This window comes from Campylobacter concisus, from assembly GCF_002912895.1.
Lineage (GTDB): Bacteria > Campylobacterota > Campylobacteria > Campylobacterales > Campylobacteraceae > Campylobacter_A > Campylobacter_A concisus_G.
This window is the reverse complement of sequence record NZ_POZX01000035.1, coordinates 1-16,491: the sequence shown is the minus strand read 5'-3', so window position 1 is coordinate 16,491 and position 16,491 is coordinate 1. Positions and strand designations below refer to the sequence as shown.

Genomic DNA, 16,491 nt, shown 5'->3' with positions numbered 1-16,491 from the left:
AGTTTTACCTTTATTTAGTTAAAATAGCATAAAAATTTAAAGGTTTAAAATGCGTTTAAAACTCCCACACGTTCCGTATATTTCACATAAAATAGCAATAGATCTTCTAAATTGTGGTTTCGTAAGACTAAATAAAGGCATTGAGCCAATCGTAGCAAAAACAAGTGAAATTTTAACAGTCGATATTCAAAAAGAAAGAGCTTTAGATGAACGAGTAAATGAGCTTTTGGAGAAAAATGAAGACGAGATGGAAACTATGCAAATTGACCGCAAAAATATGTTTTGGCTCGTTAAAAAGAAGCTTGCAGGTGAATTTGATGTAATCTTAACCCACGAAGATAGATTTAGTAATATCGCTCACAAAGTGCTTGAAACTATTTGGAAGAGCGGTCTTGTTGATTATAATGTATCTGAAAATCGCGTAAAAAATGTGATTTATAACTCAATAGACGAGTACTTAAAAAGCTATGAGAAGATAGAAGATGATGTTTATGAAATGATACAAAATTATAAACATAAGCTAATCCCAGGAACTGATGAATATGATCTTGTCTTTGAGCGTTTGTATCAAGATGAGCTTAAAAAAAGAGGCATGCTTTAATGAAAGCTTACATTTATATTGAAAATGGTGTTTTTTTAGAAGCAAAAGCTTTTGGTGCTCACGGTGAATGTGCTGGCGAGCTCGTTTTTAATACCTCGATGACTGGCTACGAAGAGATCATGAGCGATCCAAGCTATGCTGGTCAGTTTATCGTCTTTACGATGCCAGAAATAGGCATAGTAGGTATAAATGAAGACGATATGGAGAGTCTTAGGATTCATGCAAGTGGCGTTATAATGAGAAGCTACAATGAAATTCCATCAAACTACCGCTCGCAAAAATCTTTGGGAAAATTTTTCGAAGAGCAAGGTAAATTTGGCGTTTATGACGTTGATACTAGATACCTCACAAAGATGCTACGCGATGAAGGTGCCTTGATGGCTTATATCTCAACACAGATAAGTGACAAAGACGAGCTAAAACGCAGGCTTGAAAGTAGTGGGCGTATCGAAAATATAAACTACGTAAAAACAGTTAGTGCGATGGATGAATATGAGCACAAAAAAGGCGCTTGGGATAGAAACTTAAAGTCATATAAGCCGTTAAAAAGTATTGGTAAAAAGATAGCTGTTTTTGACTTTGGTGTAAAGAGAAATATCCTAAACGAGCTATGTGAAACTGGTCTTGAAGTCATCGTCGTACCACACGACACTAAGGCTGAAATTTTGATAGAAAAATTTAAAAATGGCGAGATAAATGGGGTATTCTTATCAAATGGTCCTGGTGAGCCAAAAAATTTAAAGGCCGAAATAGGCGAGATCAAAAAGATGATTGAGGCTAGGATACCTATATTTGGTATCTGCCTTGGACATCAGTTACTCTCAAACGCCTTTGGGTACGAGACATATAAGCTTAAATTTGGTCAGCATGGAGCAAATCACCCAGTACTAAATTTAGAGACAAAAGCGATCGAGATAACAACACAAAATCACAACTACAACGTACCTGAGAGTATCGCAGAAGTAGCTGTTGTGACTCATAGAAATTTATTTGACAACACAATCGAAGGTGTGAGATATAAAGACTATCCGATCTTTTCGGTCCAGCACCACCCAGAAGCAAGTGGCGGCCCTAGCGAGAGTAAATATATATTTAAGCAGTTTTTAGAAATTTTATAAGATGCAAAACATAAACCTTTACATGATTGTCTCAGTTGCATTTTTAAGTAGCTTTAGTCATTGTGTAGGTATGTGCAGCGGATTTTTGAGCTTGCAGACTCTATTTTTTAAAGGTAAGAATAAAATAGAAATTTTAATGCTAAGCACACTTTATAGTCTAGCTAGAATTTTTGCTTATGTAGTTTTAGGAGCTTTGTTTGGCGCCTTTGGAGCGGCCATTAGCTTTAACATGCAAGCAAGAGGTGTGATATTTTTCATAGTTGGCTTAGTGATTGCGTTTATCGGTATTGCCTTGCTTTTTAGGGGTAAGCTTTTAAAATTTGTAGAGAATCAAAAGGCGCTTAATTTTGTAGTAAGAATTGCAAAAACGAGGATTCAAAAGAAAAATTTAACAAATTTTTTATTACTTGGTTTTTTAAATGGCTTTTTGCCTTGTGGTGTGGTTTATTATTTTTTAGCACTTGGGATTTTAAGTGCAAATTTTATTGATTCGGCTTTTATAATGCTTGTATTTGGTCTTTGTACATTGCCAGCCATGCTTTTAGCTAGCTTTGTATTTGGAATTTTAAATGAAAAATTTAAAGACATAATGTTTAAGATCTCAGCTAGCATAATGATAATAAATGGAATTTATCTATCATTCTTAGGATATAGAGCAAATGCTTAAGATAAAAAAAGAGAAATAATTGTTAATTGTGTCAAAATTTATGATGTTTGATAAATATAACCAAAAAGGAAGAATAAATGAGCAAGATTCTTAATAATCTAACCGTTCTTATCGTTGAAAATGAGGGAGATGGTAAAAAAATAGTACAAGAAGTTATGCGAGATAAATTCGAAAAAGTTATCACTGCTCAAAATGGCGATGAAGGACTTAAGAAATTTAAAAAATATAATCCAAATATGGTTATAACAGACGTTTTTATGCCTATAATGAATGGCCTTGATATGGCTAAATGCATTAAAGAAATTTCAAAAGATACACCTATTATAGTTTTTAGCACAAATAGTGAAAAAGAAACACTTTTAAAAGCGATAGATGTTGGTATTGATAAATACGTTTTAAAGCCGATTGATCTTGATGATTTTTTAGTTACGTTAGAAAATGTCGCTAAAAATAAGATAGAAACAGCAAATATTATTCAGGTTACAAATGGATATAGTTTTAATAAAATAAAACGTGTGCTTATCAGAGATGGTGTTGAAATTTCTCTTACAAAAAAAGAACTTGCATTTATATCTTTACTCATAAAAAGACTTGGTACGCTTGTGCTTCATGATGAAATAAAAAATGTTGTTTGGGTTGGCGAAAGTGTGACAGAGGCTGCTATTAGGACCTTTGTTAAACGTGTTAGAGATAAAGTTGGTAGTAATTTTATAAAAAATGTTCCTGGACTTGGTTACAAAATAGATAGAAGACTCTCCTAGTAAAAGAGAATTTATATTAATTAAGTCTTTTTATAGTTTTTCTACTCTAAAATAACCGAAAATTAATATAAATTTAACTAGGAGGAAAATTTATGCGACCATCCCAGTTGCTACATTATGATTATAGTGTGGCAAAACTCTTTATGTTCTCCACGATATTTTTTGGTATTGTTGGCATGGCTATTGGTGTTTTGGTAGCTTTTCAGCTTGCCTGTCCTGATCTAAACTATATAGCTGGTGAGTATTCGGCATTTGGTAGATTGCGTCCTCTTCATACTAACGGTATCATTTTTGGTTTTATGCTCTCTGGTATATTTGCCACTTGGTATTACATAGGACAGCGTGTTCTAAAAGTATCAATGAGCGAATCTCCGTTTTTGATGTTCATTGGTAAGCTTCATTTTTGGCTTTATATACTTGTTATGATTCTAGCTGTCGTGACACTTTTTATGGGCGAGAGTACATCTAAGGAGTATGCCGAGCTTGAGTGGCCACTAGATATTGCAGTAGTAGTAGTCTGGGTGCTTTGGGGCGTTAGTATATTTGGACTTATTGGTATACGCCGCGAGAAGACACTTTACATCTCAGTTTGGTATTACATTGCTACATTTCTTGGCGTTGCTATGCTTTATCTATTTAATAACATGGAAATTCCAACAAGACTAGTGAGTGGATATGGCTCATGGCTGCACTCAGTTTCGATGTATGCTGGCTCAAATGATGCTTTGGTTCAGTGGTGGTACGGTCACAACGCAGTTGCGTTTGTATTTACAGTAGCGATCATCGCCCAAATTTATTATTTCTTACCAAAAGAGAGCGGACAGCCAATATTTTCTTATAAGCTTTCGTTATTTTCATTCTGGGGCCTTATGTTTATCTATCTTTGGGCTGGCGGTCACCACCTAATATATACTGCTGTGCCTGATTGGATGCAGACTATGGGCTCGGTTTTTTCTATTGTTTTGATTTTACCTTCTTGGGGCTCAGCTATTAATATGCTTCTTACAATGAAAGGCGAATGGACACAACTTCGCGAGAGCCCGCTTATTAAATTTATGATTTTAGCTTCAACTTTTTATATGTTTTCAACTCTTGAAGGCCCTATCTTAGCCATCAAATCTGTAAATGCACTAGCTCACTATACTGACTGGGTGCCAGGACACGTACATGATGGCGCACTTGGCTGGGTTGGTTTTATGACTATGGCAGCACTTTATCATATGACACCACGTATCTTTAAGCGTGAAATTTATTCAAAATCCTTAATGGAAGCTCAATTTTGGATACAAACAACAGGTATCGTTTTATATTTTGCTTCGATGTGGATTGCTGGTATTACGCAGGGTATGATGTGGAGAGCGACTGATAGCTATGGAAATTTACTCTACTCATTTATTGATACTGTTGTAGTGCTTATACCTTATTATTACATTAGAGCTATTGGCGGACTTTTGTATTTGATTGGCTTTTTGATGTTTGCTTACAATATCTACAAATCAACTTCTGCTAAAGCTATTTTGGCAGAGCCAAAAAGTGCAACGCCTATGGGCGGTGCTAAAGCCAATGCGGAGGTGATGTGATGTTTGCTTGGTTAGAAAAAAATCCATTCTTTTTTGCAGTTTGCGTCTTTATCGTCATAGCTTATGCCGGCGTGGTAGAAATTTTACCTGACTTTGCAAATAGAGCTAGACCACTTGAGGGCACAAAGCCTTATACAGTTTTAGAGCTTGCTGGAAAAAATATATATATACAAAATGGTTGCAATACTTGTCACTCACAGATGATACGTCCGTTTAAAGCAGAGACTGATAGATACGGCATGTACTCGTTAAGTGGTGAATTTGCTTATGATCGCCCTCATCTTTGGGGTTCAAAAAGAACGGGCCCAGATCTTATGCGTGTGGGTAATTATAGAACGACAGATTGGCATGAAAATCATATGTTAAACCCGGCCTCTGTTGTGCCAGGTTCGATCATGCCAGCATATCCATTTTTATTTAAGAAAAATGCTGATATAGAGACTGCTTACGCTGAAGCACTAACTGTTAAAAAGGTCTTTAACACGCCTTATGATGAGAAAGATATGCCAGCTCTTGGCACTTTTGAGCAAGCAAATGCTAACGTGAAAGAGCAGGCTGCAAGTATCGTTGAAAGTATGAAAGACGAGCAAGTAAAAAGTGCCTTTGCAAAAGGTGAAATTCGCCAGATCGTGGCACTTATCGCCTATCTAAATAGCCTAAAATAGGAGTTAGTAATGGATATTAGAGAACTTCAAGCTTATGGCTATTTTATTTTGACAGCATTCTTAGCTATCACTTTGTACGCTTATTTTTTTCATCTTTACAAAAGTGAAAAGCAAGGTAGAAGAAATTATGAGAAGTATTCGAAATTAGCCCTAGATGATGAGATCGGTAGTAAAATTTTAGAGCAAAAGGCTACAAAGGAGAGCGTATGCAATGGCTAAATTTAGAAGATAATATAAATTTACTTGCGTTAATAGGTGCCATCTTAATTATCGTACTAACTGTCGTTGTAGCTGGCAAGTATGTTGGTCAAATGAAAGTTAAAAAAGATGAAAGCGTAGAGCTTAGCGAGCACAACTGGGATGGGATAGGCGAGTATAAAAACCCAGTTCCATTTGGTTGGGCGGTAGTTTTTTTACTAACGCTTGTTTGGGCGATTTGGTATTATTTACTTGGTTATCCACTAAATTCTTACTCACAAATCGGTGAATATAATAAAGAGGTAAAAGAGGCAAACGCTAAATTTGAAAAAGAGTATGCAAACCCAAGCAAAGAAACACTTCATGCTATGGGAGAGAGCGTATTTTTGGTGCAATGCTCAGCATGTCATGGCATCACAGGTGATGGTATTGGTGGCAAAGCTGCAAATTTACAAATTTGGGGTAGTGAACAAGGAATAGTTGATACGATACTAAATGGCTCAAAAGGGCTTGATTATCCTATGGGCGAGATGCCAGCAGGATTAGCCGATGCTGATGGAGCAAAGGCTATCGCAGCTTATGTCGCAAAAGAGATAAGTGCTATAAAAAGTACAAAAAATGAAAATTTAGTAGCTATGGGAAAAGAGCTTTACGTAGCTTGTGCAGCTTGTCACGGAGATGATGGCAAAGGCATGGATGGTATGTCGGCTGATCTTAGTAAATATGGTTCAAGTGAGTTTATAGTGGATGTACTAAATCGTGGTAAAAACGGCAACATCGGTGTTATGCCTAAATTTAATGACGGCAGATTAAACGAGATACAACAAAAAGCAGTTGGCGAATATGTCATATCGCTATCAAAGGGCGAATAATGGAAAATAAAAATAGAAACATCTTTGCTTTAAATGGCATTAGCGGTTATTTGGTGGCAGTTTTGCTTTTGTTATCTATCCTTGGCGTACTTACTTATATTGGTATTGGCTTGCAAAAAGATGTAGCAACCAAGCCTTACTCATTAAAAGACGCAAGTAGCATTGAGATGAAGAGCGTTGACAACGCTAAACATGTCATTATAAAGGAGTAGTGATGCTAGGCATAATAGAAAAAGCCATAATCTTTCTAATAGTTGTTGCAGGAGCTATTTGTGCGTGGTCAGTGCTTACATCAAACCACCTTTTTGTAGGCTAGGTGTGAGAAAATTTATACTCATTTTTATATTTTTGCTCTCACAAAGTTTGGCTTTGGGAGCAAATTTTGTGATAAATAATGATGAAATCCTAAGCCAAAAAGTAAGTGTAAAGCTAAATGAGATCGGCAGTGAGCTTTACGCAAAAAGCGGTATAAATTTAGTAGTTGGTGTATATAAAGATGGTGAGCTAGAAACTCTTTTTAAAGAGCAAAATCTTAGCTCGCCTTATGTTTTTTTATTGCTTATAAAGGATAAAAAGAAAGTAGAAATTTTTGCCGATACTAATACTTCAAAGCTTTTTAATAAAGAACAAATTTTAAGTGTAAATCCAGAATCAGGAACGATAATTCCTATTTTGGTTTCTAAAAATGGTAAAGATGTCTATAATGCTGCTATATTAAATGGCTACGCTGATATTGCCGAGCAAATCGCATCTAGCTTAAATTTACAGCTTGAAAGTAGTGTTGGAAATTCAAACAAAACTACGTTAAATTTTTTAAGATTTTTCATCTATGGCTTGGTTGCATTTTTTATAATTGTTATCTTTTATAAAAAGGTAAAAAATGGATAAAAAAACCTTATGGCCTTATGCTATCGTGCTTAGCTTCATTGCTATTATTATCGCTTGTGCAGTAACTATTATCATAGCACTGAAACATCCAGTCGAGATGGATAGCTCCTATATGCAAAGCTACCAAAATGTCGATGAAAACATAACCTTTATCAAAGAGAGTGAAAAACGCTTTGATGAGAAATTTGATCTAAAATTTGAACCAAATTTTAATGCCCTAAATGCTAAGTTTAAATTTCATCTAACTCCTAAAAAAGGAGAAATTTCAGCTTTAAAATATGAAATTTTACTTACTCGCCCACAGACAAATAAAGAAAATAAAATTTTAAGAGCTTCATGGCAAGAAAATGATCTAGTAAGCGAAGAAACAAGTCTAAGAGAAGGCAGGTGGCAGCTACTTTTAAGGCTAAGTGACACTAATGATACAAGGTATTATAAATTTGATCTTAATGTCACAAAATGATCTTAAAATCGCAGCTTTGGTATCTAAGAAAGATCTCAAAGCTGGGCTTAAATTTTAACAAACTAATCTTTTTGGCTAAATTTAAAACCAAAATACTAAGTTTTTATCAAATAAAACTATAAATCAAATCTCTTTAAATCCAAAATTTAATCCCAAACGCTCGCAAGTGCCGACATATTCTTTAAATTTATAGATTAATGGATGCCATTTTTGCGTATCTATCTTTTCATCTTTTAGTAAATTTTCATCTACAAAAATGCCTGTAATCTTACAAGTAACGATGCTAAACCACTCTTTTAACTCTATCTTTTCTACAACCGTTTCTATCTGTATCTTGCACTCTTTTATCCTGACAGTTTTTGCATTTATGCCAGGCTCTTTGCTGAGATTTGCCACCTTAAATTTGTCGTGCTCGTAGGTGTAGCCAAGATTCTTTTTTACTTCTGGCACTTCACTATCGCCAGTTAGTTTTTCCATTTTTTGCACAGCTTCTATCAAACTCTCATCACATAAATTTAGCGTGATATCTGAACCATTTTTGATATTTTTAAAGCCTTGATTTTCAATGCCTATGCCAAGCACCACTGTATTTCCTAACGTCCAAGAGGATGAAAGCACTGTGATATCATCGTTTACATTTTTATCTTTTGTGGTGGCTAGCAAAACCGGAAAGCCGTAGTAAAAACCTTGTCTGTTTAACTCTTTATGCATTTTTGCTCCTTTTTTGTGATTGTAGCTTTTGGCTCTTTAAGGCTTAAAATTTTAATGTATTTAGATGAAAATTTAAAGCTTTGGCTAAGCGTAAAAAGCGCTCTTTTATCAGCAATTAGCTATCATTGCTTAAAAATTTAAGAGAGAAAAATGCATAACCTAAACCAACTTTTTATCTTTACGAACTCGCGTAAGATTCGTGAATTTAATGCAAGTTTTAATGATGAATTAATCCCAAAAAGCCTAAGTATCGCTGAGTTTTATAAAAAGATAGTTTATGTAGATGATAGGTTTGAGATTGATAGCACCTATGCTTTAGTGCTTATGAATAGAGCCTGTGCTAGCGTCAAAAAGGCAAACTCTGTTCTTAAAATTCCAACTGAGTTTTTTGAATTTTTGAAAAATAATGACTATCTTTTTTCTTTTTTTAAAGAGCTAGCTATTAGTAAAAAGAGTATCGCTGAGATCAAATTTAACGATATTTACGCTAATTTTGAGGAGCATTTAAACATACTTGAAGCGGTTTTAAAAGAGTATGAGAGCTTGCTTGATAGAGAAAATCTCTATGATGATATAACCTTGCCAAAAATTTACTCCATTAATGAAGCCTACATTAAGAGCTTTAGTGAAATTTCACTGCATATAGATGGAATTTTAAGCGAGTTTGAGTGGGAAATTTTAGAGAAAATCTCAAAGCTAACTACGCTAAAAATTATCTTTCAAACTAGTGTTTTCAACACAAAGCTAATCAATAAAATAAAGCAAATTTCAGCTATTAGTGAGATTGAAAATTACAAAAAATATGAGCTAAATTTAAAGACAAATGAGCTAATTTGCTTAGAAAATATCAAAAAATTTGAGCCAGTTTTAGAAAAGCGATTTGCCACTAGAAGCTTGCAATGTGCCTACGCTATGGCAAAGGCGAGCGAGTTTGTGCGTGAGGGTATAAAGCCTGAAAACATCGCTGTCATATTACCAGATGAGAGTTTTAGTGAAATTTTAAGGCTACATGATAGCAATAAAATTTTTAACTACGCTATGGGCGAGAGCTTTAAAAATACAAAATTTTATGAGGCGCTTTACTACATCACAAGAGCGATCAACGAAGAGGCAAGCCCAGTTTTTGATCAAAGCAAGTGTGAGAGCTACGAGGAGCTTGGCTTTATTTTAAGCACGCTTGGTGTAAATGAAGAGCTTTTTAATAAATTTAAATCAAGCTACTTTGATCTTTGCGACTTTACTAAATTTAAAGAGCTAATAGATAAGCTTTTAACGCTTGAAAATGAGCCAAGATGCGAAGAAAAGCTCGCGCTTGAGCTTTTTAGGATGGAGAATTTATGCAGATATTTTAGCTTTAGCTTAAAGCAGCTAAGTGAAATTTTCTTGCTAAATATCTCTCGCCTTAGCATCGATGATGTGGGTGGCGGAAAGATCAGTGTCATGGGTATGTTAGAGAGCCGTGGAATGAAATTTGATGGTGTGATCATAGTTGATTTTAATGATAATTTCATCCCAGCAAGAAGCACAAATGAGATGTTTTTAAACTCAAAAGTGAGGCAAAAAGTAGGACTTATAAGCTACCTTGAGCGTGAAAATTTGCAGAGATTTTACTATGAAAGTCTTATAAATAATGCCAAAAAGGTCGCCATAAGCTGTGTTTTAAACGAAGAGAGCATTCCTTCAAGATTTTTAAAAAATTTCAAAATAATAAAAGATGAGAAATTTAGTGACGAGGCGTATTTAAAACTATTTTTAAAAGGAAATACAAGCCTAAATTTAAGCGATGACGAGATTATTTTGGAGCATGATTTTTTCACTAAACCGCTATCATTTTCGACACTAAATTTATTTTTAACCTGCCCAAGAAAGTATTATTACGCAAAGATAGCTGGTATAAAAGGAGCAAAAGCAATAGCAACTGAGCCAGGATCTAAGCAAGGAAATAGCGTGCATAAGGCGCTTTATGAATACTACACAAGTGATTTTTATAGACAAAAAAATATATTTGATTTGGCTATTTTTAAAGAAATGCTCGCAAAGCAAGATTTTTCTTCGCTTGAGCTTGAGATTTGGTCGCAGAAATTTAAAGAATACGCAGAGTTTGAAAATGAACGTTTAAGTGCTGGCTTTAGAGTGCTTGAGTGTGAAAAAGATATAGAGATTGATTTTTGTGATGTAAAGATAAAAGGCATTATCGATAGGATCGATGTTAGCCCTGATGGTGAGCCTTTTATACTTGATTATAAAACTGGTGAGGCAAATGCGAATTCGCTTCAGCTTGCATTTTATGAAGCGCTTTATGGTAGCGAGGTAAAAAGTGCTTATTTTGCTCTAAAGAATGAACCAGTACTTATTAACTCTAAAAAAAGTGTGGATGATCTAAAGGCTGAGATAGAAAATCTAAAGAGTACAAATAACACTAAGATAAATTTTGAAAGAAAAAGCGGAGCTTGTAAATTTTGCGAGTATGCCATACTTTGTAGGAGAGAGTTATGAAAGATTTTTTAGCCCTAAAAGCAAGTGCTGGAAGCGGGAAAACATTCGCTTTAAGCGTTCGTTATATCGCTTTGGTACTTAGAGGCGAAAATATAAACGAGATCATCGCTCTAACCTTTACCAAAAAAGCGGCCAATGAGATGAAAGAGCGCATAATCACAACTTTTTTGGACTTGCAAAACAAAAAAGACGAGCTTGATAAGCTTTGCAAAGAGCTTAGTTTGAGCCAAGGTGAGGTCATAAAAAGACGCGATGAGAAGCTTGATAGATTTTTGCAAAGTGAGCTAAAAATTTATACATTTGATGCATTTTTCTCTGGAATCCTAAAGAAATTTAGTCAAAATTTAGGACTTAGTCCTGATTACAGCGTGCAAGATAGTCTGCAAGATCTGGCGTGGAAAAAATTTGTAAAAGAGGCAAGTAAAGATCAAAAGCTTCTTAGTGAGCTTGCACTCATGATGATCATTTCAAGTCAAAAAGAGGCGAGCTTTTCGCAGACTTTGGCTAAATTTTATGAGAGTTTTGGCGGCGAGCTAAAAGATAGTGGCGCGAGCTATCCAGATGATAGCAAGGTAAGGGCAGCACAAAAGGAGATAAATGAGCATATAGCCTTGCAAAATGGTGCTAGCGATGCGGCTAAAAAGACATTTAATGAGCAAAATTTATTTGAGCTTTTTAAAAATAAGGTCTTTGAAAGAGAGAGCCTAAATTACCGCACTTTTAGCAAAATTTACACAAGTGAGCTTGACGAGCTTTTTGTAAAGCTAAAAGAGGCGGCAAAAGAGTATATTTTAGAGGTTGAAAGATACAGACTTAGCGGTTTTAGCAAGCTCTTAAATGTTTATAAATACTCAAATTTAGAGCTAAACAAAGAGATAAACGCTTTAAGCTTTGCTGATATAAATAAGCTGGTCTTTAAGCTTTTGGTTGAAAATTTTGATAAAGATGTGCTTTATTTTAGGCTTGATGGCAGGATAAATCACCTTTTGATAGATGAGTTTCAAGATACAAATGTGATCCAATATGAGATCATCTTGCCACTTATAACTGAGATCGTTTCAGGATACGGACAAAACGGGCTCGGGAGCTTTTTTTACGTGGGCGACACAAAGCAGAGTATCTATAAATTTAGGGGTGGTAAAAAAGAGCTTTTTGATAAGCTTGGAGAGAAATTTGAGCAAATTTTGGTAGAAAATTTGCCTCGCAACTACCGTAGTTTAAAGGCTTTGGTGAAATTTAATAACGCTGTTTTTGAAGAAATTTATCATAGATATGGGCTTAGCTTTGAGCCACAAGAGCCAGCTAAAAAAGATAAGGAGCTAAGCTACAAAGTAAATGGCGAGTGTCCTTATTTTGAAGCCGAGGAAGACGACTACGGCTACTTGCGTGTGCTAAGCGATGAAGATATCGCGGGTGCAGCACTTTCACAAGTAAAAGAGCTACTTGCTGCTGGCGTAAATGCAAGTGAGATAACTGTGCTTTGCTGGAAAAATAGTGACATCAGCCTCATCTCAGAGGTGCTTAGCAGTGAGGGGATAAAAAGCGTAAATGAAGGCACCTTGGAGCTAAAGCGAACGCCGTTTGTTGCAGCGATCATCGAGTATGCGAAATTTTGTCTTTTTGGCGAAGAAATTTATGAAAAAAATGTAAAAGCACTCGTAAATACAAATCCTAAAAGGCTAAAAATAAAAGCTGAAGATAGTGCGACAAAAAGCCTATTTTATCTAGCTAAAAATTTATACATAAATATGGCTGATGTTGATATATTAAGGCTTTTTGAGCTAAGTAACGGCTACAAAAATTTAAGCGATTTTATCTTTAATCTTGAAAATTTTAGTTCTAAAATCAGTCCTAAAAATGCTGACGGCGTAAAGATAATGACTGTTCATAAGTCAAAAGGGCTAGAGTTTGCTCACGTGATAGTTTGTGATATGATGAGTAAGGGCAGGGGCGATGACTCAAACTTTATAACAGAATATAACGAAAAAGGCGAGTGGATAGTAAAAAGTAGAATTTCTGGCAGAGAAAATTTTGACCCTGAGTATGCTGGTGTGTTAGAGCAAATGAGAGGGCTTGAGAAGCAAGAAAATATCAATAAAATTTACGTTGCTTTCACTAGGGCTACAAAGTCGCTTATCATCATTAAACAAGCTGCTCCAAGTGGAAATAGTCCTAGCTTTTTTTCTTTTTATACTAGAAGCGATAAAAGCAAAGTAAACGATTATCTTGATCTAAAAGAGTTTAGCTTTGGTAAAATTTTACCTAGCAAGAGTGATCAAAAAGAGGCAAAAAAAGATGAAAAAATGCCTGAAATTTTAAAGATAGAAAGGCAAGAGATAGAGGCAAGAGAGCAAAAAACGAGCGGCAAAAATTTAGAGGCAATCTATTTTGGTTTAGCGTTTCACTATTTACTCGAGATGAGTGAGAAATTTGATGAAAAATCGCTTTTAAAAGCTAAGAGTTTAATGCTAAATAAATTTTATAAATTTCTCTCACCTGATAGACTTGAAGATGCCTTTAAACGGGCAAAAATGCTAATAAATGAGCCAAAATTTCTAAAGTGCATAAAAGATAAAGAAATTTACAAAGAGCAGCCATTTAAAGTAAAAAATGAACTAAAACAGATGGACTTATTTTGTATTGGAGAGAGCAAAATTTGTGTGATAGACTATAAAACAACAGATAAAAATATTGAGGAAAATAAAAAACAAGTTGGAGAATACAAAGAGGCATTAAGTAAATTTTATCCAAAACATAGTATAATCGCCGTCATCTTCTACGCTCTTGATGGAAAAATTTCATATATTGAAGTTTAAATGCTACTTAATTTAAGCTTTATAAAAGCATTGTTTAAATACAATCACAACTCAAAAATTAACTTGGCAAAGGTAAGAAAATGACAAAAATAACAAAGCCAAACGAAGTTAAACGAGACTGGATCGTTGTTGATGCAGCTGGTAAACGTTTTGGTAGATTGCTAACTGAGGTAGCAACTATACTTCGTGGCAAAAACAAACCATGCTTCACGCCAAATGTAGATTGTGGCGACTATGTTATCATCATAAATGCTTCAAAAGTAGAATTTACTGGTAATAACAAAGCTGAAGATAAACTTTATCACAGACACTCAGGATACTTTGGTAGCGTAAAGAGTGAAAAATTTGGCGATTTGATAGCAAATAAGCCAGAAAAACTATTTAAATTAGCTGTTCGTGGAATGCTTCCAAAAACTAAACTTGGAAGAGAGATGATAAAAAAACTAAAAGTTTATGCTGGCAGTGAGCATCCTCATACGGCACAAATAGCTAAAAAAGAAGGAAAATAATTATGGCAAAAGTTTATGCAACTGGTAAAAGAAAAACTGCCGTAGCAAAGGTTTGGATAAAAGCTGGAAGCGGTAAAATCGTAGTAAATGGTATGGATCTTAATACTTGGCTTGGTGGACATGAAGCTATAAAGCTTAAAGTAATTCAGCCACTTCTAGTTACTAAACAAGAGAGTTTAATAGATGTAGTAGCTACAACTTTAGGTGGTGGTTATTCAGCACAAGCAGAGGCTTTGAGACACGGTATTTCACGTGCTTTAGCTGACATGGATGCTGATTTTAGAGCAGCGCTTAAACCAAAAGGCTTGCTAACTAGAGATTCTCGTGTTGTTGAACGTAAGAAATTTGGTAGAAGAAAGGCTAGAAGAAGCCCACAATTCTCTAAACGTTAATGAATTTTTGCAATTGCTTTTGCATTTGCAAAATTTAAGTTGTGTAAATTTCAAATTTACATTGTTAATTAAATTATGATTTAGAGTCGGTTAAATTTTATTCAGTTAAAATGTAACCACTTTAAAATAAATCCTAAGAAAGGAATTCTAAATATGAAAAAGATTGCTTTAGCTATGGTTGCCGCAACAGCGGTTTTTGCGTCTAACGCAGCATACAATTATGAAGTTACTCCAACTATTGGTGGCGTTCACCCAGAGGGAAATTTACGTGTAAAAGATCACAACTTCGTTGGTGTTAGAGCTGCTAGAAATCTTGAAGATTTTTTCTTTGATCAAGTAGAGCTTGGTGTTGATTACACTCAAAAAGCAAAAGAAAAAACAGGTAGCTTAACAAGAGAAGGAAGAGTTCTTAGATATCATGCAAATCTTGTAAAAGATATAGTTGATTTTGGCCCAGTTAGTCTATATGGCTTAGTTGGCGCTGGATATGAAGATGTTCCAGCTATTTTTGTTAAAAATGAAGATGGCGGTTTTGGCCAATATGGTTTTGGCTTAAGATATCAAGTAACTGATAGATTTGCTCTTAAAGCAGAAGCAAGAGATGCTATCAAATTTGAACATGCTGATCATAACCTATTTTATTCACTAGGCTTTGGTATCGGTCTTGATTCAAAAGCAGCTCCAGTTGTGGCAGCAGCTCCAGTTGCAGCAGCAACTCCAGCAGCAACTCCAGTTCTTGATGATGATAATGATGGCGTGCCAAACGATATAGATCAATGCCCTAACACTCCAGCTGGCGTAGTTGTTGATGAAAGAGGATGCGAGAAAGTTATCGTTCTTAGAGATCTAGATGTTAACTTTGCATTTGATAGCTACAAAGTTGGACCAAAATACGCAGCTGAGATCAAAAAAGTAGCTGACTTTATGGGCGAACACCCAGATTATAAAGTTGTACTTGCTGGTCACACTGATAGCGTAGGCGCAGAAGCTTATAACCAAAAACTATCTGAAAAAAGAGCAAAAGCAGTAGCTGATGTTCTTGCTGGCTATGGTGTAAGCGAGGATAAAATTTCAACAGTTGGCTACGGTGAGCTTAAACCAATTGCTACAAACAAAACTAAAGAAGGCCGCGCGCAAAATAGACGCGTTGAAGCTACTTTCAATAAATAATCTTAATTGTTTAAGGTTACTTCTTTTAGGGGCTTAGCTTCGGCTAGGCCCTTTTTTATTTCTACGGAGAAAATGATGAAAAAAACCATACTTTTTGATTTAGACGGTACACTTATTGACTCAACTTCTGCTATTTTAAAAGGATTTGATAGAGCTTTTTTATCTCATGGCAAAAAAGAGCCAGACCATAATGCATTAAAGTCTTTGGTTGGTCATCCGCTTGAAATAATGTTTGAAAGACTTGGTGCAAGCAAAAATTTAATTGATAGCTATATAAAAGAATATAAAGCTTGCTACGAAAAAATTTATCTTGATGAGACGGTACTCTTAGATTATGCAAGTGAAGCATTGAAGGAGGCAAGTAGCTTTGCTGATATTGGTATAGTTACTACGAAAACTTCAAAATTTTCTATTATCTTGCTTGAGCATTTAGGGGTTATGAAATATATAAAAACTGTTATTGGAAGAGACGATGTTGCTAATCCAAAACCAAATCCAGAGCCAATAAATTTGGCTTTAGATAGACTTAATAAAGATAAAAATAATGCATTTATGGTAGGTGATACCATTATGGATATAATGGC

18 protein-coding genes are annotated in these 16,491 nt (G+C 35.0%); 17 read left to right on the top strand and 1 reads right to left on the bottom strand.

Features of this window, described 5'->3' with window-relative positions; translation table 11 throughout:
- Positions 1-49: 49 nt before the first annotated feature.
- The 11 genes from CYP51_RS04460 to CYP51_RS04410 all read left to right on the top strand — a co-directional run bounded on the left by CYP51_RS04460 (position 50) and on the right by CYP51_RS04410 (position 7,813).
- The gene (locus tag CYP51_RS04460; protein WP_103624531.1) at positions 50-601 is read left to right on the top strand and encodes a DUF507 family protein; all 552 of its coding nucleotides are present in this window, start codon (positions 50-52) and stop codon (positions 599-601) included.
- Positions 601-1,719, top strand: a complete 1,119-nt coding sequence (gene carA / locus CYP51_RS04455; RefSeq protein ID WP_021090763.1) for a glutamine-hydrolyzing carbamoyl-phosphate synthase small subunit — start codon at positions 601-603, stop codon at positions 1,717-1,719. Before CYP51_RS04460 ends, carA begins: the two co-directional genes overlap by 1 nt.
- Before the next feature lies 1 nt (position 1,720).
- Complete coding sequence (locus CYP51_RS04450) at positions 1,721-2,386, top strand: sulfite exporter TauE/SafE family protein (RefSeq protein WP_258032787.1); 666 nt, start codon at positions 1,721-1,723, stop codon at positions 2,384-2,386.
- A gap of 77 nt (positions 2,387-2,463) precedes the next feature.
- Complete coding sequence (locus tag CYP51_RS04445) at positions 2,464-3,147, top strand: response regulator transcription factor (protein WP_084041627.1); 684 nt, start codon at positions 2,464-2,466, stop codon at positions 3,145-3,147.
- 92 nt (positions 3,148-3,239) lie between these two features.
- Positions 3,240-4,727 carry a cytochrome-c oxidase, cbb3-type subunit I gene (gene ccoN / locus CYP51_RS04440; RefSeq protein ID WP_103624530.1) on the top strand — a complete coding sequence of 496 codons (1,488 nt, stop codon included), beginning with the start codon at positions 3,240-3,242 and terminating at the stop codon, positions 4,725-4,727.
- Entirely contained in the window at positions 4,727-5,392 is a 666-nt protein-coding gene (gene ccoO / locus CYP51_RS04435) for a cytochrome-c oxidase, cbb3-type subunit II (RefSeq protein WP_084041629.1), read from the top strand. The genes ccoN and ccoO overlap by 1 nt, the downstream gene beginning before the upstream one ends.
- Positions 5,393-5,401: 9 nt before the next feature.
- Complete coding sequence (locus tag CYP51_RS04430) at positions 5,402-5,611, top strand: cytochrome c oxidase, cbb3-type, CcoQ subunit (RefSeq protein WP_054196093.1); 210 nt, start codon at positions 5,402-5,404, stop codon at positions 5,609-5,611.
- Entirely contained in the window at positions 5,599-6,462 is an 864-nt protein-coding gene (locus tag CYP51_RS04425; RefSeq protein ID WP_087578301.1) for a cbb3-type cytochrome c oxidase N-terminal domain-containing protein, read from the top strand. Before CYP51_RS04430 ends, CYP51_RS04425 begins: the two co-directional genes overlap by 13 nt.
- Positions 6,462-6,674, top strand: a complete 213-nt coding sequence (locus CYP51_RS04420; RefSeq protein WP_021090794.1) for a DUF4006 family protein — start codon at positions 6,462-6,464, stop codon at positions 6,672-6,674. The genes CYP51_RS04425 and CYP51_RS04420 overlap by 1 nt, the downstream gene beginning before the upstream one ends.
- Before the next feature lie 106 nt (positions 6,675-6,780).
- The gene (locus tag CYP51_RS04415; protein WP_103624529.1) at positions 6,781-7,350 is read left to right on the top strand and encodes a hypothetical protein; all 570 of its coding nucleotides are present in this window, start codon (positions 6,781-6,783) and stop codon (positions 7,348-7,350) included.
- Positions 7,343-7,813: a FixH family protein gene (locus CYP51_RS04410; protein WP_103624528.1), complete on the top strand. Its 471-nt coding sequence runs from the start codon at positions 7,343-7,345 to the stop codon at positions 7,811-7,813. The genes CYP51_RS04415 and CYP51_RS04410 overlap by 8 nt, the downstream gene beginning before the upstream one ends.
- Before the next feature lie 123 nt (positions 7,814-7,936).
- On the opposite strand, the gene CYP51_RS04405 is transcribed toward CYP51_RS04410, so the two are convergent.
- Complete coding sequence (locus tag CYP51_RS04405; protein ID WP_103624527.1) at positions 7,937-8,524, bottom strand: flavin reductase; 588 nt, start codon at positions 8,522-8,524, stop codon at positions 7,937-7,939.
- A 150-nt stretch (positions 8,525-8,674) separates the two neighbouring features.
- Between CYP51_RS04405 and CYP51_RS04400 the strand changes: the two genes are divergently transcribed.
- The 6 genes from CYP51_RS04400 to CYP51_RS04375 all read left to right on the top strand — a co-directional run.
- Complete coding sequence (locus tag CYP51_RS04400; protein WP_103624526.1) at positions 8,675-11,020, top strand: PD-(D/E)XK nuclease family protein; 2,346 nt, start codon at positions 8,675-8,677, stop codon at positions 11,018-11,020.
- Positions 11,017-13,836: a RecB-like helicase gene (locus tag CYP51_RS04395; protein WP_103624525.1), complete on the top strand. Its 2,820-nt coding sequence runs from the start codon at positions 11,017-11,019 to the stop codon at positions 13,834-13,836. Before CYP51_RS04400 ends, CYP51_RS04395 begins: the two co-directional genes overlap by 4 nt.
- Before the next feature lie 80 nt (positions 13,837-13,916).
- Positions 13,917-14,345, top strand: coding sequence for a 50S ribosomal protein L13 (gene rplM, locus CYP51_RS04390; RefSeq protein ID WP_002939292.1), 429 nt, complete (start codon positions 13,917-13,919; stop codon positions 14,343-14,345).
- A 2-nt stretch (positions 14,346-14,347) separates the two neighbouring features.
- Positions 14,348-14,737, top strand: a complete 390-nt coding sequence (gene rpsI, locus CYP51_RS04385) for a 30S ribosomal protein S9 (protein ID WP_021084780.1) — start codon at positions 14,348-14,350, stop codon at positions 14,735-14,737.
- 153 nt (positions 14,738-14,890) lie between these two features.
- A complete protein-coding gene (locus CYP51_RS04380) occupies positions 14,891-15,907 on the top strand; it encodes an OmpA family protein (RefSeq protein WP_084041636.1) in 1,017 nt (338 codons plus the stop codon).
- Between the two features lie 75 nt (positions 15,908-15,982).
- Positions 15,983-16,491 (top strand): HAD family hydrolase (locus CYP51_RS04375; RefSeq protein ID WP_103624524.1); only part of this gene is annotated, 509 nt, incomplete at its 3' end.